Annotated in this window: 27 protein-coding genes; 19 read left to right on the forward strand and 8 right to left on the reverse strand. The window is 67.9% G+C overall.

Translation table 11 applies throughout. The features are described 5' to 3' along the window. Window positions 1–28 precede the first annotated feature (28 nt). Both GP2_RS16610 and GP2_RS16615 read right to left on the reverse strand, forming a co-directional pair. Window positions 29–1,147, reverse strand: coding sequence for an acyl-CoA dehydrogenase family protein (locus tag GP2_RS16610; protein ID WP_006901695.1), 1,119 nt, complete (start codon window positions 1,145–1,147; stop codon window positions 29–31). Window positions 1,148–1,174: 27 nt separating this feature from the next. After that, entirely contained in the window at window positions 1,175–2,377 is a 1,203-nt protein-coding gene (locus tag GP2_RS16615) for an acyl-CoA dehydrogenase family protein (RefSeq protein ID WP_006901696.1), read from the reverse strand. Between the two features lie 145 nt (window positions 2,378–2,522). On the opposite strand from GP2_RS16615, the gene GP2_RS16620 reads away from it, so the two are divergent. From GP2_RS16620 to GP2_RS16675, 12 genes are all read left to right on the forward strand, one after another. Beyond that, window positions 2,523–2,717 (forward strand): ferredoxin, encoded by a 195-nt coding sequence (locus GP2_RS16620; RefSeq protein ID WP_006901697.1) that lies wholly within the window; start codon window positions 2,523–2,525, stop codon window positions 2,715–2,717. Window positions 2,718–2,800: 83 nt separating this feature from the next. Then, window positions 2,801–3,691: a 3-oxoacyl-ACP reductase gene (locus GP2_RS16625; RefSeq protein ID WP_006901698.1), complete on the forward strand. Its 891-nt coding sequence runs from the start codon at window positions 2,801–2,803 to the stop codon at window positions 3,689–3,691. Window positions 3,692–3,754: 63 nt separating this feature from the next. Further along, window positions 3,755–4,519 (forward strand): MlaE family ABC transporter permease, encoded by a 765-nt coding sequence (locus GP2_RS16630; RefSeq protein ID WP_006901699.1) that lies wholly within the window; start codon window positions 3,755–3,757, stop codon window positions 4,517–4,519. 3 nt (window positions 4,520–4,522) lie between these two features. Continuing rightward, the gene (locus tag GP2_RS16635) at window positions 4,523–5,374 is read left to right on the forward strand and encodes an MlaE family ABC transporter permease (RefSeq protein WP_006901700.1); all 852 of its coding nucleotides are present in this window, start codon (window positions 4,523–4,525) and stop codon (window positions 5,372–5,374) included. 1 nt (window position 5,375) lies between these two features. Continuing rightward, complete coding sequence (locus tag GP2_RS16640; RefSeq protein WP_255218650.1) at window positions 5,376–6,551, forward strand: MCE family protein; 1,176 nt, start codon at window positions 5,376–5,378, stop codon at window positions 6,549–6,551. After that, window positions 6,544–7,602 carry an MCE family protein gene (locus GP2_RS16645; protein ID WP_006901702.1) on the forward strand — a complete coding sequence of 353 codons (1,059 nt, stop codon included), beginning with the start codon at window positions 6,544–6,546 and terminating at the stop codon, window positions 7,600–7,602. The genes GP2_RS16640 and GP2_RS16645 overlap by 8 nt, the downstream gene beginning before the upstream one ends. Further along, a complete protein-coding gene (locus tag GP2_RS16650) occupies window positions 7,599–8,819 on the forward strand; it encodes an MCE family protein (RefSeq protein WP_006901703.1) in 1,221 nt (406 codons plus the stop codon). Before GP2_RS16645 ends, GP2_RS16650 begins: the two co-directional genes overlap by 4 nt. A gap of 2 nt (window positions 8,820–8,821) precedes the next feature. Continuing rightward, the gene (locus GP2_RS16655; protein ID WP_006901704.1) at window positions 8,822–10,084 is read left to right on the forward strand and encodes an MCE family protein; all 1,263 of its coding nucleotides are present in this window, start codon (window positions 8,822–8,824) and stop codon (window positions 10,082–10,084) included. Further along, window positions 10,081–11,394 (forward strand): MCE family protein, encoded by a 1,314-nt coding sequence (locus GP2_RS16660; protein ID WP_006901705.1) that lies wholly within the window; start codon window positions 10,081–10,083, stop codon window positions 11,392–11,394. The genes GP2_RS16655 and GP2_RS16660 overlap by 4 nt, the downstream gene beginning before the upstream one ends. Further along, window positions 11,394–12,833: an MCE family protein gene (locus GP2_RS16665; RefSeq protein ID WP_006901706.1), complete on the forward strand. Its 1,440-nt coding sequence runs from the start codon at window positions 11,394–11,396 to the stop codon at window positions 12,831–12,833. Before GP2_RS16660 ends, GP2_RS16665 begins: the two co-directional genes overlap by 1 nt. After that, the gene (locus GP2_RS16670; protein WP_157211716.1) at window positions 12,797–13,798 is read left to right on the forward strand and encodes an Rv1363c family protein; all 1,002 of its coding nucleotides are present in this window, start codon (window positions 12,797–12,799) and stop codon (window positions 13,796–13,798) included. Before GP2_RS16665 ends, GP2_RS16670 begins: the two co-directional genes overlap by 37 nt. 89 nt (window positions 13,799–13,887) lie before the next feature. Further along, on the forward strand, window positions 13,888–14,502 hold the full coding sequence (locus GP2_RS16675; protein ID WP_006901708.1) for a hypothetical protein: 615 nt from the start codon (window positions 13,888–13,890) through the stop codon (window positions 14,500–14,502). 574 nt (window positions 14,503–15,076) lie between these two features. Here GP2_RS16675 and GP2_RS21695 read toward each other — a convergent pair. Beyond that, a complete protein-coding gene (locus GP2_RS21695) occupies window positions 15,077–15,226 on the reverse strand; it encodes a hypothetical protein (RefSeq protein WP_157211717.1) in 150 nt (49 codons plus the stop codon). Here GP2_RS21695 and GP2_RS16680 point away from each other — a divergent pair. Beyond that, window positions 15,225–16,967, forward strand: a complete 1,743-nt coding sequence (locus GP2_RS16680) for an FUSC family protein (protein ID WP_157211718.1) — start codon at window positions 15,225–15,227, stop codon at window positions 16,965–16,967. The genes GP2_RS21695 and GP2_RS16680 overlap by 2 nt on opposite strands. A gap of 15 nt (window positions 16,968–16,982) precedes the next feature. Here the strand turns inward: GP2_RS16680 and GP2_RS16685 are convergent, their stop codons facing one another. From GP2_RS16685 to GP2_RS16705, 4 genes are all read right to left on the reverse strand, one after another. Then, on the reverse strand, window positions 16,983–17,717 hold the full coding sequence (locus GP2_RS16685; RefSeq protein ID WP_006901711.1) for a heme-binding beta-barrel domain-containing protein: 735 nt from the start codon (window positions 17,715–17,717) through the stop codon (window positions 16,983–16,985). 244 nt (window positions 17,718–17,961) lie between these two features. Further along, a complete protein-coding gene (locus GP2_RS16695; RefSeq protein WP_006901712.1) occupies window positions 17,962–18,267 on the reverse strand; it encodes a DUF1416 domain-containing protein in 306 nt (101 codons plus the stop codon). Between the two features lie 17 nt (window positions 18,268–18,284). Further along, window positions 18,285–19,112: a sulfurtransferase gene (locus tag GP2_RS16700; RefSeq protein WP_006901713.1), complete on the reverse strand. Its 828-nt coding sequence runs from the start codon at window positions 19,110–19,112 to the stop codon at window positions 18,285–18,287. Window positions 19,113–19,514: 402 nt separating this feature from the next. Further along, window positions 19,515–20,378, reverse strand: a complete 864-nt coding sequence (locus GP2_RS16705; protein WP_006901714.1) for an LmeA family phospholipid-binding protein — start codon at window positions 20,376–20,378, stop codon at window positions 19,515–19,517. Window positions 20,379–20,586: 208 nt separating this feature from the next. Here GP2_RS16705 and GP2_RS16710 point away from each other — a divergent pair, with 208 nt between their 5' ends. The 6 genes from GP2_RS16710 (at window position 20,587) to pstB (ending at window position 26,333) form a co-directional block, all read left to right on the forward strand. Next, complete coding sequence (locus GP2_RS16710; protein ID WP_006901715.1) at window positions 20,587–21,399, forward strand: winged helix-turn-helix domain-containing protein; 813 nt, start codon at window positions 20,587–20,589, stop codon at window positions 21,397–21,399. After that, window positions 21,380–22,288, forward strand: a complete 909-nt coding sequence (mshD, locus tag GP2_RS16715; protein WP_006901716.1) for a mycothiol synthase — start codon at window positions 21,380–21,382, stop codon at window positions 22,286–22,288. Before GP2_RS16710 ends, mshD begins: the two co-directional genes overlap by 20 nt. Window positions 22,289–22,444: 156 nt before the next feature. Further along, a complete protein-coding gene (pstS, locus tag GP2_RS16720; protein WP_006901717.1) occupies window positions 22,445–23,515 on the forward strand; it encodes a phosphate ABC transporter substrate-binding protein PstS in 1,071 nt (356 codons plus the stop codon). A gap of 69 nt (window positions 23,516–23,584) precedes the next feature. Further along, window positions 23,585–24,607: a phosphate ABC transporter permease subunit PstC gene (gene pstC / locus GP2_RS16725; RefSeq protein WP_006901718.1), complete on the forward strand. Its 1,023-nt coding sequence runs from the start codon at window positions 23,585–23,587 to the stop codon at window positions 24,605–24,607. A gap of 2 nt (window positions 24,608–24,609) precedes the next feature. Next, window positions 24,610–25,509 (forward strand): phosphate ABC transporter permease PstA, encoded by a 900-nt coding sequence (pstA, locus tag GP2_RS16730; protein ID WP_006901719.1) that lies wholly within the window; start codon window positions 24,610–24,612, stop codon window positions 25,507–25,509. Between the two features lie 47 nt (window positions 25,510–25,556). Beyond that, entirely contained in the window at window positions 25,557–26,333 is a 777-nt protein-coding gene (pstB, locus tag GP2_RS16735; RefSeq protein WP_006901720.1) for a phosphate ABC transporter ATP-binding protein PstB, read from the forward strand. 9 nt (window positions 26,334–26,342) lie between these two features. On the opposite strand, the gene GP2_RS21960 is transcribed toward pstB, so the two are convergent. Then, the coding region (locus tag GP2_RS21960) for a hypothetical protein (RefSeq protein ID WP_006901721.1) at window positions 26,343–26,691 on the reverse strand (349 nt) is incomplete at its 5' end.

The raw sequence follows: 26,691 nt of genomic DNA on the forward strand, positions 1-26,691 counted from the left end.
GTGTTCGCGGACACCGGGCCCGGCGCGGTCACGCCGGCGTGTCGGCCAGGTCGGCGCCGAGGCCGCGCAGGGCCGCGGTGCCCGATCCGTAGGTGAACTCGTTCTGCTTGGCGCGCAGGAAGTACCGATGCACCGGATGGCTGGTGTCGAGACCGACGCCGCCGTGCACGTGGACGGTGGTGTGCGCGACCCGGTGGCCCGCCTCGGCCGCCCAGAACTTGGCCGTCGCGATGGCGTTGTGGATCTCGGCGGTGTTGTCGGAGTTCGCGAGCAGCCACGTGGCCTGGGTGGTGGTCAGCGACAGGCCCTGGACGTCGATGTAGCCGTCGGCGAGACGCTGTGCGACCGCCTGGAACGAACCGATCGGACGGCCGAACTGCTCGCGCTCTCGGGCGTATTCGGCGGTCAGCTCGAGGGCGCGCTCGACGACGCCGGTCTGTTCGGCGCAGATCGCGAGGGTCGCACGTGCCCACAGTGCGTCGGCCGCGGCCTTGCCCGCGCAGATCGCGTCGGACTCCACCGGGGTTGCGTCGAAATCGACCTGCGCGGTGGGGATCAGGCCCGTCGACGGCGTCGGCGTCACCGTGATCCCCGCGGCCTTCGCGTCCACCGCGACCACCACGACGCCGTCCGGCCCCGTTGCGTCGACGAGCACCACGTCCGCGGCCTCGGCGTAGGGGACGTCGACCTTGGTGCCGCTCAGCGTGCCGTCGGCCGACAACGTCGTGGCGGGGGAGTCGTACGGCGAGCCGAGATCCTCCTCGATCGCCACCGTCACCGTGGTCTGGCCGGATGCACCGGCCTTCAGGAGCCGGTCGCGCAGCGCGGGCGAGCCGTGTTCGGCGATCACCGGCAGCGCCGCGATCGCGTGCTGCGCGAACGGAACCCGGGCCAGCACGCGGCCGAGTTCGGTGGCGACGAGCGCATTCTCGATGATGCCGAGGTCGCCGCCGGAGTCACCGGCGACCGCGGACGGGACCTCGAGGCCGAGGAGTCCGGCGGCGCCGAGTTCGCGCCAGAGGTCGGAGTCGATCGGAGCACGCGACGCCTCGAGTTCGGCGACCCGTTCGGGAGTGCTGACGGCGGTGGCGATGTCACGGGCGAGGCCGCGGACGTCGTTGCCGGATTCGGGGAGGGAGAAGTCCATGGGAGTGTGCCTTTGTCTCTCGAGGGATCAGCGACGCTGGTGCGGCAGGCCGAGGGCGAGCATGGCGATGATGTCGCGCTGGATCTCGTTGGTGCCGCCGCCGAAGGTGAGGATCAGCGAGGTCCGCTGGAACCGTTCGAGACGACCGGTGATGTGCGCGCCGGGGCTGCCCTGACGCAGCGTCGCGGCGGGACCCACGACCTCCATCAGCAGCCGGTAGGCCTCGGTGGCGAACTCGGTGCCGAACACCTTCGTGGCCGAGGCGTCGGCCGGCGACGGCGCGCCGCCGGAACTCGCGGCGGAGGCGATCTTCCAGTTGATCAGCTTGAGGAACTCGACCTTCGCGTGCACCTTCGCCAGGTTCTGCTGCACCCACGGGGCGTCGATGACGCGTTGGCCGTCGCCGGTCTTGGTCTGCTGCGCCCATGCGATGGTCTCCCGCAGCGCGGTCTGGATGGGCGCCGCGCTGCACAGGGCGACCCGCTCGTTGTTGAGCTGGTTGGTCACCAGCGGCCAGCCGCCGCCCTCCTCGCCGACCAGCGCGGACGTCGGCACCCGCACGTCCTGGTAGTAGGTGGCGCTGGTGTCGACTCCGGAGAGCGTGTGCACCGGGGTGTAGCTGAATCCCTCGGCGGTGGTCGGCACGATGAGCACCGAGATGCCCTTGTGCTTCTTGCCGCCCTCCTGCAGCGTCGACGGGTCTGTGCGGCAGGCCAGCCAGATGTAGTCGGCGTAGGGGACGAGGCTCGTCCACATCTTCTGGCCGTTGATGACGTACTCGTCGCCGTCGCGGACCGCGGTCGTCCGCAGCGCCGCGAGGTCGGTGCCGGCGCCCGGCTCGGAGTAGCCGATGGAGAAGTGCAGCTTGCCCGCGGCGATGCGCGGCAGGAAGTACGACTTCTGCTCCTCGGTGCCGTAGTGCATGATCGTCGGCGCGACCGAGTTGATGGTCAGGAACGGAACCGGGGCGCCCGCGATGGCCGCCTCGTCGGTGAAGATGAGCTGGTCCATCATCGAGCGGTTCTGCCCGCCGTACTCGGTCGGCCAGCCCAGGGCGAGCCAGCCGTCGGCGCCCATCTGCGCGACGACGTCGCGGTAGGCGTCGCCCTCGCCGAGCTCGCCGTCGCCGCCGGCGAGGGCCGCGCGACGTTCTTCGGTCATCAGGTTCGAGAAGTAGGCGCGTAGCTCCCGCCGGAGCTCGGACTGTTCATCGGTGTAGGCGATACGCATCGAAACTCCGTCGGTGTGATGTCTGGCGCCCGAACCCCGCATGTGGTCAAGTATTGGGGAGGGGCTCGTCCAGTTTCTGAAACACGTTCTAACCTGTTATCACAGCCCAGTCAACAGGCGGCGAGCCCGTGAGGAGAAGGTTCTGATGCGTATCAAGGCAGATTTCGACCTGTGTGAGTCCAACGCCATCTGTGTGGGGATGGCCCCGGACTTCTTCGACCTCGACGACAACGACTACCTGGTCATTCTCCAGGAAGAGGTGCCCAAGGAGCGTGAAGAGGAACTGCGCCAGGTGGTGGCCAACTGCCCCAAGTCGGCGCTCTCCCTCGAGGAGGGCTGAGTCGGCCCGGATTTCCGTTTGGTTCCATCCGGACGGGAACCTGTGCTAGAACAAGTTCTAGTTTGAGTCTCAGGAGGATGTGGGTGGGTAACTCGTTGGACGGGCGCGTCGCGGTCGTCACCGGAGCAGGTGCAGGTCTGGGACGTGCGGAGGCCATCGGCCTCGCCGCCGAAGGGGCCTCGGTCGTGGTGAACGACCTGCAGGCGGCGCTCGACGCAAGCGATGTCATCGACACGATCACCGCGGCCGGCGGTCGGGCGATCCCGGTGCCGGGTGACATCAGCGAGTCCGCGACGGCGAGCGCGATCATGGCCGCGGCCACCGATCAGCTCGGCTCACTCGACATCGTCGTGAACAACGCGGGCGTCGTCCGCGACAAGATGCTGTTCAACATGACCGACGACGAGTGGGACCTGGTGATCCGCGTGCACCTGCGCGGGCACTTCCTGCTCAACCGCAACGCGGGAGCGCACTGGCGCGCGGCGTCGAAGGCCGCGGGAGGCCCGGTCTACGGCCGCATCATCAACACGTCCTCGGAGGCCGGCCTGCTCGGTCCCGAGGGACAGGCCAACTACGGTGCCGCCAAGGCCGGCATCACCGCGCTGACGCTGTCCGCGTCGCGCGCACTCAAGCGGTACGGCGTCCGGGCCAACGCCATCTGCCCGCGGGCGCGCACCGCGATGACCGCCGCCGTCTTCGGCGAGGCCCCGGCCGACGGCGTGGACCCGCTCGATCCCGCACACGTGGTCCGGCTCGTCACCTACCTGGCCGGACCCGATTCGGACAACGTCACCGGACAGGTGTTCGTCGTCTACGGCCCCAAGGTCACCCTCATGGCGGCCCCCACCATCGACGAGGTGTTCACCGCAGACGGTGACGCCTGGGATTCCGACGATCTCGCGAAGACCCTGACCGGTTACTTCGCCGACCGCGATCCGGGACGCACGTTCTCGGCCAGCGCCCTGATGAACTGACCATTTCGTCGGGTTTGTGCGTGGTAGGTTTCGCGATGGTTAGAGGGCGAAGGGGGTGAGCCTGTGCTGAACAAGTTGGCGACGCCCCTCGGGGGAATCGGTGATTTCGTGGCACTCGGCGTCGATTCGGCGCGCGAGTTGTTCCATCGTCCGTTCCAGTGGCGGGAGACCGTGGAACAGTCGTGGGCGATCGCCCGTGTGTCGATGGTGCCGACGCTGCTGGTCGCCATCCCGTTCACGGTGCTGGTCAGTTTCACGCTCAACATCCTGCTGCGCGAGATCGGCGCGCAGGACCTCTCGGGAGCCGGCGCGGCCCTCGGCACCATCACCCAGATCGGTCCGATCGTCACCGTGCTGATCGTGGCCGGCGCCGGCGCGACCGCCATCTGCGCAGACCTCGGTGCCCGCACCATCCGCGAGGAGATCGACGCGATGAAGGTGCTCGGCATCAACCCGATCCACCGTCTGGTGGTGCCGCGCATCGTCGCCTCGACACTGGTGGCGCTGCTGCTCAACAGCCTCGTCTGCACGATCGGCATCGGCGGCGGCTTCATCTTCTCGGTGTATCTCCAGGACGTGAACCCCGGCGCTTTCGTCGCGAACCTCACGTTGCTCACGGGCTTCGGGGAGCTGATGATCTCGATGGTCAAGGCCGCATTGTTCGGACTCTTCGCCGGCATGGTTGGGTGTTACCAAGGGCTCAACGTCAAGGGAGGCGCGAAGGGTGTCGGCGACGCCGTCAACGAGACAGTCGTGTACTCGTTCATGGCGTTGTTCGTCGTCAACGTCGTCGTCACCGCCGTCGGCCTCAAGGCAACGGCGGGCTGAGCGATGGTATTGCCTTTCACCACACGACTCCGAACGGCGCGAGTCGCCGTGAAGCGGGCCGGCGAGGATTGGGACCAGATCGGCGACCAGGCGCTGTTCTACTGGGACAGCATCATCGCGATCCCCCGGGCGATCAAGCACTACAAGAAGGAGACGCTGCGACTCATCGCAGAGATCTCCATGGGCACCGGCGCCCTGGCGATGATCGGCGGCACCGTCGTCGTGGTCGGCTTTCTGACGCTGTTCACCGGCGGCACCATCGCCGTCCAGGGATACAGCTCGCTGGCCAACATCGGCGTCGAGGCGCTGACCGGCTTCTTCTCCGCGTTCATCAACGTGCGCATCGCGGTGCCGGTGATCTCCGGCATCGCGCTGGCCGCCACGATCGGGGCCGGTGCGACGGCACAGCTGGGTGCAATGCGCGTCTCGGAGGAGATCGACGCCCTCGAGACGATGGCGATCTCGTCCATCCCGTACCTGGTCAGCACCCGTATCGTCGCCGGCCTGATCGCGATCATCCCGCTGTACGCGCTGGCCTCGCTGGCATCGTTCCTCGCCAGCCGCACCGCCACGGTGTTCCTCTACGGGCAGTCACCGGGCGTCTACGACCACTACTTCGACACCTTCCTGATCCCGTCGGACATCCTGTGGTCGTTCGTGCAGGCCATCTGCATGGCGGTGGCGGTCATGCTCATCCACACCTACTACGGCTACAACGCCTCCGGCGGCCCGGTCGGCGTCGGCGTCGCGGTCGGCAACGCGGTCCGCGCCTCGCTGGTCGTGGTCGTCGTCATCACCCTGCTCACCTCCCTCGCCATCTACGGCGCGGACGGCAACTTCAACCTGGCGGGCTGACATGAGCAGACGACAGGAACGGTCACGGACAACCCGCCGACTGGCGGCAGTCGCGATGGTCGCGGTGCTGATCGCACTCATCGCAGGGGCGAGCGCATCCTTCCTCGGGATGTTCACCGGCACCAAGCAGGTCACCCTCGTCGCACCACGCGCCGGCCTGGTGATGAACCCCGATGCCAAGGTGAAGCTGCGCGGCGTCGAGGTCGGACGCGTCGCGAAGATCTCCGAGAAGGACGGCAACGCGGTCCTCACCCTCGACATCCGCGACAGCGAGATGTCGAAGATCCCCGGCAACGTGGTCGCCGACATCAAGTCGAACACCATCTTCGGCGCCAAGGCGGTCAACTTCGTGGTGCCGGGTGAGCCCGAGGGCAGGCTCCGGGCGGGTGCCGAGATCTCCGCCGACCGGGTGGTCGTGGAGCTCAACACCGTCTTCCAGCAGCTCGTCGCGGTGCTCGCCGACCTCCAGCCGGAGAAGCTCAACGCCACGCTCGGCGCCATCGACACCGCGCTGTCGGGGCAGGGCGACGAGATCGGCGTCGCACTCGAACAGTTGACGTCCATGCTGGGCAAGACCAACCGGCACCTGCCCGCGCTCAACCGGCTGTTCCGCGAGGCCGCGACCGTCACCAACGTGTACGCGGACTCGATGCCGGACCTGATGCGGACCGTCGACAACTTCACCGTCGTCGGTAACACCCTGGTCGACAACACCTCCAACCTCGATGCGCTGCTGATCAACGCGACGGGGATGGCCAACACCATCGACGGGGTGATCGCGCCGAGCAAGAAGACGCTCATCGGCGCCCTGTCGGACCTGAACCCGATCGCCGACCTGCTCGGATACAACTCGCCCGGCATCAAGTGCTTCCTGACCGCCGGCGCGGTGGCCGGCGAGGTGGCCGCGCCGTTCATGGGCGAGCGCAACGGCATGCTGATGCTCGACGCCAGCCTGCTCCCCGGCAAGGACCCGTACCAGTACCCGTACGACTTGCCGGAGGTGCGCGGCGAGGGGCCGCCCACCTGTGGATACGGCCTCGGGGATCCGGCCAGCACGGAGCACGCGCCGTTCTACGTGATCGACAACGCTCCCCAGCCCTACCAGCCGAGGACCAAGCCGAAGGTGAACTCGAAGAAGCTCTTCCAGATCCTGTTCGAGGAGCCGCCTCGTGGATAGTCGCGCACGCGCGTTTCGCGCGACCCTGATCAAGCTCGGCGTGTTCGCCGTCGTGATGCTGATGGTGTTCGTGGCCCTGGTCGTGGTGTTCAGCCGCTACCGGTCGGGCGCCTCGAACGAGTACAGCGCGGTGTTCACCAGCGCCTCGTCGATGAAGTCGGGCGCCAAGGTCAAGATCGCCGGCGTCGAGGTCGGGGCCGTGGGGGACGTCGACCTCAACCGCGAGAACCAGGCCGTGGTGACCTTCTCGGTCGACCAGAAGTACCCGCTGCCGAAGTCGGTGCGGGCGCTCATCCGCTACGAGAACCTCACCGGCGACCGGTACCTGGAACTCCAGCAGGGGACCGGTGACACCTCCACGTTCCTGGCCGACGGCGCGCAGATCCCCGTCACCCAGACCGAGCCGGCGCTCGATCTCGACAAGCTCGTCGGCGGATTCAAGCCGCTGTTCCGCACCCTCAACGGCGAAGAGGTCAACGCGCTGACCAGCTCGCTCATCGCGGTGTTCCAGGGGCAGGGCGGCGCACTCAACACCCTGCTGGCCAACACCGCGTCGTTCACCAACTCGCTGGCCGACCGCGATCAGCTGATCGGCGACGTCATCGACAACCTGAACACCACGCTCGCGACCCTCGACGGCGACCGCGCGGGACTCGACACCTCGGTCGACCTGCTGCAGCAGCTGGTCACCGGGCTCGCCGAGCAGAAGGGCACGATCGGCACCGCGCTGACCGAGACCTCCAAGGTCACCAACGGTCTGGCCGACCTGCTGCAGACGACCCGTCCGACGCTGCAGTCGATGATCACGAACACGGGCCGGGTCTCGGAGGAGCTGCTCGCGGCCGAGCCGTTCATCCGGAACCTGATCTCGCGTCTGCCCGAGGACTACAAGGTCCTGTCGAACCTGGGCTCCTACGGCGCATGGCTGCAGATCTACTTCTGCCGGCTGCGCCTGCTGCTCCCGGCGCCGGGCGGCCAGACGATTCTCTACACCTCGAACAACGTGATGGGTGACACCACCCGCGCAGGCGGAAGGTGTGACGGCTCATGAGTCTTCCCTTCGGCGGGTTGTTCTCTTCCCGCAGAACAGAATCCGCGGAGGCCGACGCCGCCCGCGAGGTCAAGCGCGGTGGGCGCAGCCGCGCCGAGGTCGGCGTCATCGGCATCGTCGTCGTCGCGCTCGTCGTGATCACGGCGATGCAGATGGACAAGCTGCCGTACCTGTCGCCGATCAGCACCTACAGCGCCTACTTCGACGACGCCGGCGGTCTCACCACGGGCGACATCGTGCAGGTGTCGGGTGTCCAGGTGGGGTCCGTCGAGGGCATCGAGCTCGCGGACACCGAGCAGGGCACCAAGGTGAAGGTGACGTTCCGCATGGACGACACCATCGAGATGGGCGACGAGACGCAGGCCGCGATCCGCACCGAGACCGTGCTCGGCCGCCGCAACCTGACGGTCATCCCGCACGGCGGCGAGCGCATCAAGCCCGGCGGTGAGATCCCGCTCGGACAGACGATCGCCCCCTACTCGCTGCAGGATGCGCTCGAGGGCGCCACCGAGACGATCGAGGGGACCGACACCGACCAGCTCAACCGCGCACTGAAGACGCTCACCGTCACCTTCTCCGAGACCCCGGACCAGGTGCAGGGAGCCGTCGACGGCGTGGCGCGGCTGTCGAAGGCCGTCGCCGACCGCGACAACGAACTGCGGGCCCTGCTCGCCAAGGCCAACCAGGTCAGCAAGATCGTGGGCGATCGCAACGAGCAGATCAACCGCCTGCTCATCGACGCCAACGCGCTGGTCGGCGAGATCCAGATGCGGCGTTATGCGCTGCAGCAGCTGATCTCGGGCATCGGCGACCTCACCACGCAGCTGCGCGGGTTCATCGCCGAGAACAACGCCCAGCTGACCCCGGTGCTCGAGAAGTTCGACCGCGTAGCGACGATCCTCACCGACAGCGAGAAGGACCTGAAGGAGACCATCGACCGGCTCGGGCCGTTCGCGAACACGCTCGGCGAGGCCGTGGCGTCGGGCCCGAACTATGACTCGCTGGTCGGCCTGAACACCTTCGGCGACTACACCGCGATCTTCCTGAACGCGCTGCGTGGCCGGTACCCGCAGGTGTGGCAGTCGCTGATGTACTCGGGCTTCCCGCTGATCCCGGACTACTACAAGCCGGGTCCGCCCGACGGCACCGACAGCCCGCGCGGCCCGCTGCCGACGCCGACCTATCCGAAGCCCGTGCCGACCACGAGAGGGAGGTGAGCATGACCATCGGACGCAAGGTGGCCTTCGGTGTGATCGCCGCGGTCCTCGCCGTCGCTCTCGTCGTCGTCGGCTGGAAGGTCTTCGTGAAGACCACCACCAAGACCTACACCGCCTACTTCACCTCGGTCGCGAGCCTCTACGAGGGCGACCCGGTGCGCGTGCTCGGCGTGAACGTCGGCAGTGTCGCCAGGATCCAGCCGCGCAGCAACGACGTGAAGGTCGAGCTGCGCGTCGACAAGGACATCAAGGTGCCCGAGGACGCGAAGGCCGTCATCGTCGCGCAGAGCCTCGTGTCGGGACGCTTCGTGCAGCTGACCCCCGTCTACTCGGGCGGTCCGGTCATGCCCGACGGTTACGACATCCCGATGGAGCGCACGGCGGTGCCGATGGAGTGGGACGACATCAAGGCCCAGCTCACCCGCCTCACCGAGGCCATCGGCCCGGAGGAAGGGGACCAGCGCGGCACGGCGGCCGAGGCGATCGACGTCTTCGACCAGAACCTGCAGGGCAACGGGGCCGCGATCAACAAGTCGATCACCGAGATGTCCGAGGTCATCGGCACCCTCTCCGCCGGCCGCGGTGACCTGTTCGCCACCATCCAGAACCTGCAGAAGCTCACCGACGCCCTGTCTCAGAGCCACGAGCAGCTCGTGCAGTTCAACGGCCGGATCGCCTCGGTCAGCTCGGTCCTCGCCGACAACACCACCGAGCTCGACGAGGCGCTCAAGGGCCTCGACTCGGCGATGACCGACGTGCAGAACTTCATCGACACCAACAAGGACGCACTGGCGTCGTCGGTCGAGCGGCTCGCGGCGTCGACGAAGATCGTCGCGGACAAGGACGAACAGGTCCGGGGCGTGCTGCACTCGGCGCCCAACCAGCTCGCGAATTTCTACAACATCTACAACCCGCTGTCCGGCTCACTGTCCGGTGTGTTCGGCCTGGCCAACGGCACCAACCTGATCACGCTGCTGTGTGGCTCGATGGAGGCCACCAACCGGCCCGGCACCTCGCAGGTCGACATCGACAAGTGCGTCGAGATCCTGGCGCCGGTGCTGTCGTCGATCTCGATGAACTACCCGCCGTTCCTGGCGAATCCGGTCCAGGGCGCCAATGCCCTGCCCAGCCAGATCCAGTACCAGAACGCCAGTGTGAAGGCGCGTGCGCAGGCCGGCGTGCAGCGCATCGACGCCCAGACCCGCAAGGACAACGGCAACACGCCGCTCGGGAACCTGCTGGTGCCGTTCGGGGGTGACCGATGAAACCGTTCCGCTCCCGGTCGGGGCGCGCGCGTGCCGGGCTCGTCGCGGGCGCGACCGCGCTCGTCACGACGCTCGCCGGATGCTCCTTCGACGGACCGAACTCGCTGCCGGTTCCCGGCGCCGAGGGCACGGGCAACGGCTCGTACCAGATCACCGCGCTCATCCCGTCGGCCGCGGGCCTGGTCAACAACGCTCCGGTCCTCATCGACGACGCGACCGTCGGCAGCATCGGCAAGATCGAGGTCAAGGACTGGAACGCCCTCGTCACGATCCGCCTCAACAAGGGCGTCATCGTGCCCAAGGGGTCGCACGTGATGGTCGGCATGACCAGCGTCCTCGGTTCGACGCACCTCGAGATCGTCCAGCCGGCAGACCCCGAGGGTGGCCGGCTGCAGCCGGGCGACGAGATCCCGCTGACCAAGTGCCCGGAGCAGTCCAACATCATCACCGACCCGTCGGTGCCCGCGGTTCCCGACATCAACGCCGCGCAACAGGTGGCGGCCTGCACCTACCCGAGCACCGAGCAGGTGCTGAGTTCGCTGTCGGTGGTCCTCAACGGCGGCGGTCTCTCGCAGCTCGGCGACATCGTGCACGAGATGAGCAACGTCTTCGGCGGTCGCGAGGAGCAGATCAAGAAGCTCATCCCGCGGTTGAACACTCTCGTCGCCGACCTGAACGCGCAGAAGGACAACATCATCCGTGCGACCGAGGGCCTCGACCGGTTGTCGCAGACGATGAACGAGCAGAAGGGCACCATCGAGCGGGCGCTCGACGCGAGCCCGCAGATCCTGCAGCTCCTCGTCGACCAGCGGCAGCAGTTCCTCGACACCCTCGCCTCGGTGTCGAAGCTGTCCAAGACGGCCAACGACATCCTCGACGCCAACTCCGAGGACATCGTGACCATCGTCAAGGGCATCGAACCCGCGCTCGACCAGCTGCAGCAGACGGGGCCGGCGATGACCCAGTCGCTGAACATCCTGTTGACCTTCCCGTTCTACGAGCCGACGATCCGCCGGATCGTCAAGGGCGACTTCGTGAACTCCGACCTCACCCTCGACCTCACGATCGACCGCATGAACGAGACCATGTTCGCCAGCCTGGGCGTCACCGGTCCCGAGGGCGTCTTCGGCAAGCCTGCGGGCGCGGCCGCGCGCGGCCTCGACCCGTTCACGGCGCCGCTGATCCCGGGCGGTGAGAAGCTGCCCGACTCCGCCGAACCGGTTCCGGCGAACCTGATCCCGCCGGTCCAGGTTCCCTCGCCGACGGCGCCGCCGACGGTTCCCGACTATCCCGAGGAGGGTGGCCGCTGATGAAGATCACCCGCTTCGTCAAGATGCAGCTGCTCATCTTCTCGATCGTCACCGTGATCGCGATGGTCGCGATGGCGCTGTTCTACATCCGCATCCCGTCGATGTTCGGTATCGGCAGCTACGACGTGAAGCTGAACATGCCCACCAGCGGCGGGCTCTACCAGAACGCCAACGTGGCCTACCGCGGCGTCTACGTGGGCAAGGTGAAGTCCGTCCGGCTCACCGCGGACGGCGTGCAGGCCACGCTGACCATCGAGGACGGCGCGAAGATCCCGGCGTCGTCGGAGGCATCGGTGCGCAGCGTGTCGGCGATCGGCGAGCAGTTCGTCGAATTCGCCCCGCCGCAGGATCCGCCTGCGAACGCCCCCACCGGGTACCTGCACAACGGTTCCGAGCTCGAGGTGACGAGCGTCCCGGTCGAGATCTCGTCCATGCTCGACCAGGCCAACCTGCTGCTCGACGAGATCGGCGACACCAAGCTCCGGGCCCTCGTCGACGAGGCCTTCGTGGCGTTCAACGGCACCGGCGAGGCGCTGCAGCGTCTCCTCGACTCGATGGCGCTGTTCATCGGAGAGGCGAACAAGAACACCGACACCACGATCGACCTCGTCGAACAGGGCGCGCCGCTGCTGGCCACCCAGTCGCGCACCGCCGACGACATCCGCGCCTGGACGCGGAACGTCACCGCCTTCACCGATCAGCTGCGGGCCAACCGCCCCGAGATCGGCGACATCCTCCAGAAGGGGCCGTCGACGGCGTCCAAGAGCCAGCAGCTGTTCGAGTCGCTCGGCGGCTCGTACCCGCTGCTGGTCTCGAACCTGGGCACGATCGCGCAGACGCAGGTGGTGTACTTGGCGAACTGGAAGCAGATCCTGGTGCTCTACCCGCGTCTGACCGCCGCGCTCATCACCGCGCTGAACACCGGCACGAACAACTTCGGCGCCAACGTGAACTTCTCGCTCGGCTTCCAGGACCGTCCGACGTGCAACATCGGCTTCCTGCCCAAGGAGCAGTGGCGCTTCCAGTCCGCGCAGGACGCGCGTGAACTGCCGCCGGGAATGCTGTGCCGGGTGCCGCAGAACTCCAACATCGCCGTCCGTGGAGCCCGCAACTACCCGTGTGCCGAATTCCCGGGCCGCCGCGCGCCGACGCCGGCCGAGTGCCGGACCGGGTACAAACCGCTCCCCGGGTCGGTCGATCCCTTCCAGAGTGGCCTGCCGGGCGGCCTTGAATGGAAGCCCGCATCGTTCGGTACCGTGACACCGGGCACACCGAAGGACTTCGATCCGGAGCCCGCGGTGTACGCCACGACATACGACCCCGAGTCGGGTGACTTCATCGGTCCCGACGGAAAGACCTACAACGCCGGAACCGGCCGTGGGGGGCAGGTACAGAGCAGTTCATGGCAGAAGATGATCAGCGGGACGGTCAGTTCGTGACGCCGGACGTGTCGACGACGACCCCAGCCGGTGCCGCCGACACGTCGGAAGAGATGGTCGAGGCGCGGGCCGCCGGCGGGTCCGCGAGCCGTAGGCGCCCGGTCCGGTCGGCACCGATCCGACGCGGTCGGGGAGGGTCGAAGAAGGCCGGGAAACCGGTCGCCGGCTCGGCGCCGCGGGCGGAGACCTCCGCCGCTGCAGCAGCGGACGAGGACGACCGGGCCGAGAACAGCACCTCGGAGGTCACCGGGGCGGAGGTCGCGCAGGCCGGCACGGGTCGCGAGGAGGCCGCGTCGATGGTCTCGCTCGACAAGCCGGCCGCGGGAACGGACCCCGTTTCGCACGACTTCGCCGAGGAGGCCGCGCCCGATCCCTCCGAGGTCGAGAGGACGATCAGCTACCGCGAGCGTCGGCGCGCGCGCCTCGCCGCCACCGGGCCCGAGTCGTCCGGGGTCCGCTACAAGGGCTCCGGGCGCACCTCCGCGCGCACGGTCGTCGGCGTGGTCCTCTCGATCGTGATCATCGCGGTCTGCGCGGTCGCGTCGATCGTCTTCGCGCTCGGCATCGCCCATCAGGACGAGGTCGACGACCTGCGCGCGGAGTACTCCACCTTCGCCTCCCAGGTCCTGCTCAACCTCACCAGCATGAACCCCGACACCGTCGACCAGACGCTGGAGTCGGTGCAGAAGGACACCTCCGGCAAGGTCAAGGAGGAAGTGCAGAACAACATCTCCCAGGTGGCCTCGCTCGTCCGCGACGGCAAGCTCGAGACCAAGACGATCATCCTCAGCTCGGCGGTCACCAAAGCCGAGCCCGACGAGGGATCGGTGATCATGGTCTTCGGCTGGCACCAACGGTCGCTGGACGGACAGATCCCGTCGCAGGAGAAGGTGTTCCGCTGGCGCGTCGACATGACCCGGATCAACGGTGAACTGAAGATGACCGACTTCGAGTGGGTGGCGTGATGACCGACCCGAAGAGCACGGAGAACCCCGCGTCGCCGGTCGCCGACCAGGGCGCACGGCCCCGACGCCCCGGCGGCACCAGGAGGTCGGTGCTGAGCAAGGGCCGCCTGGCCGCGATCGGCCTGGCGGTCCTGACCGTCGCCGCGGTCGTGGTGACCGGTTTCCTCGGCTACCGGTACGCCGAGGGACGATCGGTGGAGGAGGCCCGCGAGTCCTCGCTGGCCGCGGCTCGCGACTATGCGACAACGATGTTCGGTTACGACGCCGACAACGTCAGCGAGCATATCGACAAGTCGATGAGCGTGCTCACCGGACCGGCCAAGCCCGAGTACTCCAAGCTGGTCACCGAGAGCAATCTCGCCGCCGAGGTGCGCAAGCAACAGGTCGTCTCCGAGGTCACCATCCAGGACGCGGGCGTGGTCACCAACACCGCCGACACCTCGAAGGTGCTGATCTTCATGAATCAGTCGGTGACCCGCGGCAAGAAGGAACTCGTCAGCATCAACCCGTCGCGGCTCACCTTCGACATGCGACGCGACGGTGACCGTTGGATGATCAACCAGATCGAGGTCATCACCGACGACACGTTCCGGTCCAAGATCGAGGTCGTCGAATCGCTGCCGCCGGATGCCAAGCCGCTGCCCGGGCAGCAGTCCACGGCGCCGTCGTCGTCTCCGGCGCCGGAGCCCGTGCCCGTTCCCTGACACTGCGCCGTTCGCAGTGGCGGTCGGCGGGTCCCCCGCCACGGTCACCCCACGCAGGCCCGGGAATACGCCTCGGCCCACGTTCTGCACGGGGGCTCGGAAATATCCATTGCGGGGCGGTCTCTGTGGGCGTAGCTTCGCTGGTACACAGGGAAGGAGGTGGTCTGGTAGTGAGTTTTCATCGGACATGTGAGGTGACCACCCGCTAGCTGCTGACCGCGTGGCATTCGTGTCGCCGAGGCGGCGGAACCGACCCCAGTGAGAACTGCGGTCACCGCCGGCAGCGAGCGAATACCAGGTGGTCACCCGGCCCCCGCATCCCGACCCGGTCCGGTCGGCTCCGGTGCTCTGCGAGCACGGTGCGGGGGTCGTTCCATGTCGGCACCCGGCACGACTCCCCAGCTCCCACCACAGCCGATCCGACGAAGCGTGCGGTCCGAGACGGGTGTCCGATTTGCGGCACCGAGTTCGCCTCCGCAGGTGCGCCGCGCTGCTACTGTTCGAGTCTCCAGAGGCGAGAAAGCCCAGACCGCAGAAGGAGACCGGCAGTGGTGACTGCACGTCCTGGGACCCATCAGGCGCCGTGGCGGCCCTCGATCTGGCTTCGGACGCTGCTCTCCTGCGCGCCCGCCACGTGGCCGACGGGACGATCGATCAGGGCTGCGATCACGGTCGGCGGTCCGCTCTTGATCGGTGCGCTCTGCGACCAGACGCTGATCGGCATGTGGATCAGCATGGGCACCCTGTTGCTCGCCGCCGGTGAGCGGTCGGTCGCCTATCCGGTCCGCTTCCGGCAGATCGCGGTCACGACGCCGCTCGCTGCGGCCGCCTACTTTCTCGGCGAACTCTCGCACGCGCCGCACGCGCTGACGGTCGTGGTGATGGCCGTCATCGCGTTCGCCTGCGGAGTCGGGAGCGGGTACTCGAGCACCTTCTCCGTCGGCTCGATGCAGGCAATGCTCATCGCGGCGATCGCGATCGGCGTGCCCGCGGCTGCGCCGTACTGGAAGGCGGCGGCCCTGTTCGTCGTCGGCGCGGCGATCTACGCACTGGTCCTGGCGGTCGAGGTGGTGGTCGACCCGCGTCGTCCCCAGCGTTCCGCCGAGGCCGACATGATCCGTGCGCTCGGCGCGTTGTCCCGGTGCCGCGCGGACGGCACGGCCGATCTCGCCGCGGCACGTGCCCGCGCGATCGCGGCGATCGACGCCTTCGACGCCATGGGGATCGCGTCGCGAGGTACCTCCCACGGACCCACGCCCGAGTATGTCCGCGCGTCGACGGTTGTCCGCGCGGCCGATCAGTTGCTCGCGCGCCTGCTCGCCGATGATGCCGACCCCGAGTTGTGCGCGCGTGCGGCCGATCGTCTGGAGGAGGGCGCGGCCGCGGTGATGCGTCGTCGACCGCTGACGCCTATCGACGCCACCGGAGACACCCTGATCCGGGTGCGCATGCTCGAAGACGCGTTGTGGCGCGCCGGTCCGGCACATGACGAGCTCCCCGTCGCCGAGCGCGCGCGTCTCGCCCTGCCCGGTGTCGCCCTGGTCTCCTCCGCGGCACGCCTCGCGCTGTGCACGGGGTTGGCCTATGCCGCCTTCTATCTGCTCCCGGTCGCGCACAGCTACTGGATCGCGCTCACCGTCGCGCTCGTGATGAAACCCGATCTGGGCTCGATCTTCTCCCGCGCCGTCCTGCGCAGCCTGGGAACCGTTGCGGGCGCGGCGATCGCGGTCGTCGTGGGTGCCCTGCTGACGACCTCCGGGGGCGAGGCCCTCGCGATCGCGGTGCTCGCCGCCTGCCTGCCGTGGGCGATGGCCCGGTCCTATCTCTGGCAGGCGGTCTTCCTGACGCCGCTCATCATGCTCCTCATCGACGCGGTCGTCCCGCACGAGTCGGTCCTCGACATCAGCGAAGCGCGCCTGATCACCACGGTCATCGGCGGACTCATCGTCGTCGTCTTCGGCTACCTGATCTGGCCGTCGCAACGGCATCCACGTGTCGACGTGGCGTTCGCGGCGGCGATCGAGGCCTTGGCCGCCTACCTCAGGGGCGTTGCCGACGGGGCGGCGGCGGAGCGGGTGACGGCCGAGCGCCGGCGGGCGTACCGGCGTCTGTTCGACACCCGGGTGCACCTGCAGCGCACGTTGTCGGAGCCGCCGCCGGCCGGTGCCGAGGCCTGGTCCTGGATTCCGCTCGTCACCGCCGCCGAGCGGATCGCCGACCGGATCACCGGCATCTCGGCGTTGCGGCGGCCGGTGCCCAGGGCGGATCTGGTCGCGGCCGCAGACGCACTCGATGACCTGGTCGGGGAGACGGAGACGGCGCACGCGGCGTCGGACCGGGTGATGTCGTCGGCGTCGTGGCGGCCGTACGAAGCGGCGGTGAGCTCGTCGGACCCGGACGTGCGTGAGCTCGCGGACGAGATCGTCCACCTGCGCACGTCGGTGCGCCGTGGCGAGGGAAGCTGAGGTCGGGGTGCGGACCTAGCCGACGTGACGGCGGAGCTTGGCCGACAGTCGCGGGGTGAGGTCGCCGTCGGCGTCGACGCGTTCCTCGACGTAGGCGAGGTCGCCGTCGGGCACGATGCCGTACAGGCGCTTGGCGCCGCCGGTCTGGACCCCGGTCTGCGTCTTGATGACGACGTCGGTGGTCAGCTCCCACGACGTCTGGTTCAGCGGTGCGCCGTAGAAGAGTTCGACCGCCCCGGCTGCGTTGGCCAGGAGAAGTTCGATGGTGTCGTCCTCGCCGATCCGCCAGTATCCGGTCTCGCGAAGATCCGGACGCACGAAGTTCGCGTCATCGTCGATGACCCACGACTGCGATTCCCAGCTGAGGAAGTTCTGCCCGTTGTGGGCGACGACGATCTGCTGGGCGAAGTGGTAGTCCGTACCGGTCGTGGGGTCGTGTCCCTCGCCCTCGCCGCGCCACACGCCTACGAGGGGGAGAAGCGCGAGCAGGCCGGGATGCAGATCGGCACCCAGACGCAGGTTGGCGGTGTCCGGCGGGATCGGCAGGTCGTCCCAAGTGGGGATGTTGCGCTCCCGGCTGCCGGACGCTTGCGCCCGGGCCTCGGCCTGACTGATCGCCTCGTCACCGGAACGACGAGGCGCGGGGACGGTGTCGCCGGCAGGATCGGCTCCGTTGCTCGTCGCGCCGGTGTCCGACGGGGTGGGGGCCGTCTCGTCGCCGGGCTCACCGGCGCCGGTCGGCGTCGTCACGACTCGTCGGTGATGAGGCGGTAGAGGGTGTAGAGGCCGAACCAGGTGATCAGCACCGCGGCCACGATCAGCAGGATTTCGAAGAAGAGAACCACGAGTAGATTCTAACCCGCGCCGGCCGACCCCGTTCATCCGGACCCTGGCGACGGAGGTGCGAAAACGGGCCGGAAAACGACGAAACCCGGTCACCGAAACGGTGACCGGGTTGCGTCATGGGTCGCGAGGCGTCACGACCGGATCATCGTCACTTGGAGACGACGATGTCCTTCTCGTGGATGCCGGGGCCCTCGGGGCTGATCTTCACGTCGCCGTTGCCGACCGACGAAAGGGCGCGAAGCGTCCAGGTGCCGGGGGCGGCGAAGAAGCGGAAGTCGCCGGTGGGCGAGGCCACGACCTCGGCGGTGAACTCGCCGGTCGAGTCGAGCAAGCGCACGAACGCGCCGGCAACCGGGTTGCCTGAGCCGTCGGTGACCTGTCCGGTGAGGACGGTCTCCTTCTCCACGTCGACGCCGGCGGGCAGCTTCTGTCCCTGCTTGGGTGCAGCACACATAGTTCTTACTTTCTTTCTCAGAGTTCGATCGGGGCGCCGACCAGCGAGCCGTACTCGACCCAGCTGCCGTCGTAGTTCTTGACGCCCTTCTTGCCGAGCAGCTCGGTCAGCACGAACCAGGTGTGGCTCGAGCGCTCGCCGATACGGCAGTACGCGATGGTCTCGCGGCTGTCGTCGAAGCCCTTCTCCTTGTACAGGGCCTCGAGTTCCTCGTCGGACTTGAAGGTGCCGTCCTCGTTCGCGGTGGTCGACCACGGGATGTTGATCGCACCCGGGATGTGGCCGCGCTGCTGGGCCTGCTCCTGCGGGAGGTGGGCCGGGGCGAGGATCTTGCCGGAGAACTCGTCAGGGCTGCGCACGTCGACGAGGTTCTTCTTGCCGATGGAGTCGATGACCTCGTCGCGGAAGGCGCGGATGCTGAGGTCGGGCTCGGAGGCCTTGTAGTCGGTGGCCGGGCGGGTGACGGTCTCGCTCGAGAGCGGACGTCCGTCGAGCTCCCACTTCTTGCGGCCGCCGTCGATCAGCTTGACGTCCTTGTGGCCGTACAGCTTGAAGTACCAGTAGGCGTAGGCGGCGAACCAGTTGTTGTTGCCGCCGTAGAGGATCACGGTGTCGTCGTTGGCGACGCCGCGCTCGGAGAGCAGCTTCGAGAAGCGCTCGGCATCGACGAAGTCGCGACGGACGCCGTCCTGCAGGTCCTTCTTCCAGTCGAGCTTGATGGCGCCGGGGATGTGGCCGGCGTCGTACGCCGAGGTGTCCTCGTCGACCTCGATGAAGACGGTCTTGTCGGCGTTGAGGTTCTGCTCAGCCCAATCGGCGCTGACCAGGACATCGGAACGTGCCATGTCTGGTTCCTTTCGGATGGTTATCTCTGTGATCGATCGACCAAGGTGGTGCGGGACAACCCGCGGTGAACAACACGCGAGCACGAAGGCAACCGGCCCACGGCTCAGATCTGGTGATGGCGAGCGGAACGCGCGCAGAGACGAGGACTCAGGCCTCGGGAGAAACGCACCCCGTCGTCATCGGTGATGCGCATGGATGTGCTGCGGGGCAGCGCATGTCATGCCACACCGTCAGCGGTGCGTGCGACAGCAACAACAGGCGACTCGACAGAAGTCGATCGCCCGGCGACGGGTGAGCATCAACTCACGGCGCTGTTGCATGCCCACGAGGGTACAACAGTGTTCCCCGGACGCCGAATGCCCAGGTGGGTTACGCGGTGACCTGCGCAAAAGCCGACGGGGTCAGAATTCGTCGGGCCGCACGACGGCCGGGCCCGACGCCCCGACGAGCTGGATGTCGCCGCCGAAGCTCTCCGCGCGCTCCGGCTCGACGCCCCAGGCCATCGGCAACCGGGGCAGCGTCATGCTGAACCGCTCGAGGACGGCCGCGCGCATCCCGGGCGGGACGTCGGCGGCGACATGCCGCTCGGGTCCGGTGTAGAAGTCGGTGGCGCGGATGCGCAGCGCGCCGTCGGTCACCGACAGGTCCACGGCGACGCTCACCTTCACCTTCGGGCCGTCGTAGTCCGACGCAGACGGCGGATTCCGCGGGTCGAGCCCGTCCGACGGCGGTAGCGCCACGGTGCCGGTGAGCACGACCCCCTCCGACCGCGACACGACGCCGTCCTGGGGGCCGCCGCCACCTGCCTTTCCATCCGGGGCGGGGGTGCTCAGGGTGAGGTCGGTGATCCGCATGAAGCGGGCGAGGGTGACCGCGTCGAGGCGTGTGTAGGCCGTGATCGACGAAGTGTGCAGAACATCACTGCCGGAGAATCGCCCCCATTCCGGGCCGTCGAAGGAGCCCAGCGTGGCCCCGAGCTCGGCCCGGCAGACACCCCGTTGCGGCTCGCAGCCGGGGAGCTCGACGCCCTTCGCGGCGATCGTCACCCCGGAATAGCGGCCGTCGCCGGCCTGGGTGAGGAACGGGAAGCCGGCGAGCGTGACCTCGGGATCGTAAGGAACGCGGGGGGATTCGGCGATGGCGACGGAGAGCCGGTGCTCGCTGCGGATCGCCGTGGCGACGTCGGCGAGAAGGGCCGCCACGGCCGCGACCACGACCACCGCGACCGCGACGACGAGGGATTTCCGGACGACCGGCCTGCTCACCAGGTCCTCCCTCTCCCTCGGGACCACCCGGTGCCCCGGTCTGCCTTGTTAACGGTGAAGTAAGTCGATGGCGTTATTCTGTCACCTATCCCGCACACGCTGGTAAGGCAGAGTAAACAATTCTTGTCCGTGTGTGTGGAGGCGTTCACAGCGTGGTGAGCGGGTTGGTTGGTCTGGGACGGGGACGAAAACGAGATCGGAGTGCTAGGTGGATCTCTTGTTGTTGACGGCCGATCCCAATCCGGATTCGGTCCTGCCGTCGTTGTCGCTGCTGGCTCACAACGTGCGTGTCGCCCCCACCGAGGTCTCCTCGCTGATGGAGGCGGGCAACGCGGATGTGGCGCTGGTCGACGCGCGGGCTGATCTCGCCGCAGCACGAGGGCTGTGCCGCCTGCTGGGGAGCACCGGGTCCTCCGTGCCGGTCGCCGCGGTGCTGACCGAGGGCGGACTGGTCGCGGTGAACGCGGATTGGGGGATCGACGAGTTCTTGTTGCCGGGCACGGGTCCGGCGGAGCTCGACGCACGACTGCGCCTGCTGGTCGTGCGAACCCGGGGGGTGACGGCCGAGGAGACGAGCGGCAAGGTCACGCTGGGAGAACTGGTCATCGACGAGGGGACGTACACCGCAAGACTGCGGGGTCGGCCCCTCGATCTGACTTACAAGGAATTCGAGCTCCTGAAGTACCTGGCGCAGAACGCGGGTCGCGTGTTCACCCGTGCGCAGCTGCTGCAGGAGGTGTGGGGGTACGACTTCTTCGGCGGCACGAGGACCGTGGACGTCCACGTGCGTCGCCTGCGCGCCAAGCTAGGCAGCGAGCACGAGTCGCTGATCGGGACCGTCCGCAACGTCGGCTACAAGGCGGTGCGCCCCGCCACCAAGGGGCGTGCGCCGATGCCGGAGTGTGCCGACGAGTCCGCGGGTACCGACGCCTCCGCGGTCGAGGCCGACGCGGATTTCGCCGATGGCCTCGACGGTCCGGATTCGTTCGACGAGGAGTTGCATGCCGGTGCCGGGAACTGAGCGGCCACGGGTGCATCGCGGTGCGCTGCCGGCCGACGTCGCCGAGTCCGCGCACGCGATGGTGCATGCCGCCACGGCGGTCGACGGTGTCGCTCCGCTGTCCGACGAAGCGGTGAAAGCCATTGACGCCGGCGAGGATTCGCCGGTGGTGCACGTCTGGACCGACGCCTCCTACGCGAACATCGTGCCCGGGCGCGACGGTGAGCCGGCGATGATCGAGGCCGTCGTGCACCCCGACCATCGGCGGCGTGGACTCGGCCGGGCGCTGCTCGACACCGCCTTCGGCGCCGCACAGGCGTTGGGGCCGAACGGGGTTCGCGTCTGGGCCCATGGCGATCTGCCCGCTGCCGTCGCGCTGGCGACGTCGATGGGACTGGAGAAGCGGCGCGAGCTCCTTCAATTGCGGCGGCCGGTGGGGGAGGGGCATGAACTCCCCGAACTCGTCGTCGACCCGTCGATCGTCCTGCGCACCTATGCCGGGCCGGAGGACCACGCCGAGATCCTGCGCGTGAACAACGCCGCCTTCGACTGGCATCCGGAGCAGGGCGGGTGGTCGATGGACCAGATCGCCGAGCGGGTGGGGTCGGACTGGTTCGATCCCGAGGGGCTCTTCCTCGCCTTCGACGCCTCAGATCCCCAGACGCTCCTGGGATTTCACTGGACCAAGCTGCACGACGCCGACCTCGGCGAGGTGTACATCGTGGGTGTCGACCCGCAGGCCCAGGGCCGCGGGCTCGGGCGACTGCTGACCCTGGCCGGGCTGCATCATCTCGCCCGGCGCGGCGTCCGGGAGATCAACCTCTACGTCGAGGGTGACAACACCGCCGCCCTGCGCACCTACGAACGTCTCGGGTTCTCGCGGTACGCGGTCGACGTCGCCTACGGCTGAGAGCCTTCGCCACCACGCCGACCGCAGGGGTTCACCCTCCGTTCACCTTCCGTCGGGGTTCCGTGCACCGAGCGGGCCTAGCTTTTCCACGGGACGTCCGAGGTCGTTGCGCACCTCGGGTGCGCGAATACCTACTACGGAAAGGCAACACCTGCGGTGAAGATCAAGGGGAACGGCGCACTGGCGGCGTCGGCGATCGCGGTTCTGGGCCTGGTGACAGCGTGCAGCGGGGGTGGCACCCCGACGGTCAGCGGCGAGGGGTCCACCGCCCAGCAGAAGGCGATGGAGCACTTCAGCCAGATCCTCTCCGACGAAGACGAGATCGTCCTGGACTACACCGGTAGCGGGTCGGGCGACGGCATCAAGAAGTTCATCGCCGGCGACGTCGACTTCGCCGGCTCGGATTCGGCCCTCAAGCCCGACGAGGTCGCCGAGGCCAAGGCGCGCTGCAACGGCAACGACCCGTGGCACCTGCCGCTCGTGGTCGGGCCGGTCGCGATCGCCTATCACCTCGACGGCGTGGACAAGCTGCAGCTCACGCCCGGCGTCATCGCGAAGATCTTCGACGGGAAGATCACCGCCTGGAACGATCCCGCGATCGCCGCCCTCAACCCGGGCGTCGCACTGCCCGGTGACGACGTCGTGCCCGTCTACCGCTCGGACAGCTCGGGCACGACCGACAACTTCCAGCGTTTCCTGCAGACCTCGGCGCCGGCGGACTGGCCGTACGAGCACAGCAAGGAGTTCGCGCCGCGGAATGTCGGTTCCGGCGCGTCCAAGTCGACCGGGGTGGCCGACACGGTCAAGAAGACCCCGGGCTCGATCAGCTACGTCGAGTGGGGCTTCGCGACCGAGAACGATCTCGGCATCGCCGACATCGACTTCGGCGCCGGACCGGTCGCGCTCGATACTCAGAGCGCGGGCAAGGCCCTGGACGCGCTGACCTTCGCCGATCCCGGCAGCAAGGACCTCATCGTCGACACCGACGCCCTGTTCGCGTCGAAGACCCCGGGAGCCTATCCGCTGCTGCTGACCCCGTACTCCATCGTGTGTTCGGCGGGCTACGACGACGCCGAGACCTCGACCACGCTGAAGGACGCGTTCACCGCGATCCTCGACCAGGGACAGGCCGGTCTCGAGGAGCTCGGATACGTGCCTGTTCCCGAGGGCTTCAAGGCCCGACTGCAGGCCAGCGTCGACGCGCTCGCCGGCGACGGCAATGCCTGAGGCGGTCCGGACGGCCCGTGAGACCGGGGAGCAGACCCGATGACCAGAGCAGAGGTACGAGAAACACACATGACGTCGCCGACCACCGAGGATGACGCGGTCCCGCCGGCGACCGGCGCGCCCGGAGAATCCCCCGACGGCACGGGTTCTGCCGGTCTGCAGGTCGGGGCCCGTCATCGGATCGCCGACCGGGTGTTCCGCACCCTGTCGGTGGGTTCGGGCCTGCTGGTCTCCGTCGTCATCGGTCTCATCGCGGTGTTCCTCCTCGCGCAGGCGGTCCCGTCGCTGCTGGACAACGAGGAGAACTTCTTCACCTACACCGGCGACTGGGTCACCACCGGCGACCGGCTCGCCTTCGGCATCCCGCAGCTGTTCTACGCGACCGTGGTCGTCTCGGTCATCGCGCTCATGCTCGCCATGCCCGTCTCCCTGGGCATTTCGATCTTCCTCACAGAGTACGCGCCGAAGCGCCTGGTCGGCCCTATCTCTTACACGGTCGACCTGCTCGCCGCGGTCCCGTCGATCGTCTACGGCCTCTGGGGCATCCTCGTGCTGGGCCCGGCGATGGTGCCCGTGAACGAGTGGCTCGTCGGGCATCTCGGGTTCCTGCCCTTCTTCCAGGAGCCGACGCAGGTCGCGAACATGTCCACCGGCGGCACCCTGCTCACCGCCGGGATCGTGCTGGCGGTCATGATCCTGCCGATCATCACCGCCGTCACCCGCGAGGTGTTCATGCAGACCCCGAAGGGTCATCGCGAGGCGGCACTGGCACTGGGCGCGACCAAGTTCGAGGTCGTCAAGCTCGCGGTGTTGCCGTTCGGGTTCTCCGGATACATCTCCGGCTGCATGCTCGGCCTCGGTCGCGCCCTGGGCGAGACGATGGCGCTGCTGCTCATCATCTCCACGGCCGGACCCATGGACTTCGACCTCATGGAGAGCGGCGAGACGTTCGCGACCAAGATCGCCAACAACGCCGCGGAGTTCGACTCGCCCGCCAAGACCGGTGCCTACATCTCGGCCGGCCTCACCCTGTTCGTCCTGACCTTCGTCGTCAACGCCGCCGCCCGCGCGGTGGTCGCCGGAAAGAAGTGACCATGACCGTCGCCACCTCCCCGCACGCGGCCGACCCGGTCAAGAAGCCGTCGGGCTTCGCGCCGATGGCGAGGCGACGCCGCGTCGCCGACCACGTCGTTCGGATCGCGGTCGTGCTCGCTCTCCTCGTCGCGCTCGTGCCCCTGGTGTGGCTGGTCTCGACACTGGTGATCCGCGGCATCGAACCGCTTCTCGACATCGACTGGTGGACGCTGCCCGAACGCAGCGGCGGTGCCGCCAATGCCATCGTCGGCACCCTCATCCAAACGGCGCTCGCCGCCGCGATCTCCATCCCGCTGGGCATCTTCGTCGCCATCTACCTCGTCGAGTACGCCACCGCGAAGTCGTGGCTCGCCAAGATCACCACCTTCATGGTGGACATCCTGTCGGGCGTGCCCTCGATCGTCGCGGCGCTGTTCGTCTACGCGGTGTGGCGTACCACCCTCGGCCTGCCGCGGTCCGGTTTCGTCGTCGCGATCGCGCTCGTGCTGCTGATGGTCCCGCTGGTGGTCCGGGCGACCGAGGAGATGCTCAAGATCGTCCCTCAGGATCTGCGCGAGGCCTCGTATGCGCTCGGCATCCCGAAGTGGAAGACGATCGTGCGAATCGTCCTGCCGACCGCACTCTCGGGGATCGTCACCGGCGTGATGCTCGCCATCGCTCGTGTCATGGGCGAGTCCGCCCCGGTGCTGATCCTGGTCGGCTCCACCCGCGCGATGAACTGGAATCCGTTCGACGGCAACCAGGAATCGCTGCCGCTGATGATGGTGCAGCAGTACAACAACGGCCCGGGCGCCCTCGACCGGGTTTGGGGCGCGGCGCTGTGCCTGGTCATCCTGGTGGCCCTCGTCTACTTCGGCGCCAAGCTCGTCGCGCGTCTGTTCGCGCCCAAGTCCTCCTGAGTCCGATACCGGACCTCCATTCCCTGCGAGAAACGGAAACTCACGTCATGGCAAAGCGCCTCGACATCAAGGACCTGAACGTCTATTACGGCGACTTCCACGCAGTGAAGGACGTGACCCTCGAGGTCCCGCCCCGCTGCATCACCGCGTTCATCGGGCCGTCGGGCTGTGGAAAGTCGACGGTGCTGCGGACCCTCAACCGCATGCACGAGGTGACGCCCGGCGCCTACGCGACCGGCAGCGTTCTGCTCGACGGCGAGGACATCTACGGACGCAACGTCGATCCGGTGAGCGTCCGCGCGACCATCGGGATGGTGTTCCAGCGCCCCAACCCGTTCCCGACGATGTCGATCCGCGACAACGTCGTCGCCGGCCTCCGCCTGCAGGGCGTCCGGAACAAGGCCGTGCTCGACGAGGTGGCCGAGCGCAGCCTGCGCGGCGCGAACCTGTGGGAGGAGGTCAAGGACCGTCTCGACAAGCCGGGCGGCGGCCTGTCCGGCGGTCAGCAACAGCGTCTGTGCATCGCCCGGGCCATCGCCGTCGAACCGGATGTGTTGCTGATGGACGAACCGTGTTCGGCACTCGACCCCATCTCGACGCTCGCGATCGAGGATCTGATGGGGGAGCTGAAGAAGGACTACACGATCGTCATCGTGACCCACAACATGCAGCAGGCCGCGCGCGTGAGCGACCAGACCGCGTTCTTCAACCTCGAGGGGGTGGGTCAGCCGGGTCAGCTGGTCGAGATCAGCGACACCGAGACCATGTTCTCCAATCCGTCGAAGAAGGAGACCGAGGACTACATCTCGGGACGATTCGGCTGAGGGCCGACGTCACATGTTGAGCAGCAGGATCACCAGGAGCGCTGCCAGCGACGCGATCACACCCAGGTAGGTGATGATCTGGCGCCGGTGGGCGGCGGCCGCCAGCTTCTCGTCGGTGGCGGCGTTGAAATCGGGTTCGATCGGATGATGCTGGCCCATGGGGGCCACACTAACCACGACTCGAGAATGTGTGAAATCGGGTGTGGTCTGATTTCCTGCCGATTGTTCGACAGAGTGAATATGGACGCCGAGTTGGTTCGCTGAATTGAATTGCGGGGCGTCGGGGTGTGTGCTCGCGCTCGACCGCCCGGCATGGGCGAGCAACATCACGTCGTGACCCGCGACCTGGCGACGTGGT

Source organism: Gordonia paraffinivorans NBRC 108238 (assembly GCF_000344155.1).
In the GTDB taxonomy this organism is placed as follows: domain Bacteria; phylum Actinomycetota; class Actinomycetes; order Mycobacteriales; family Mycobacteriaceae; genus Gordonia; species Gordonia paraffinivorans.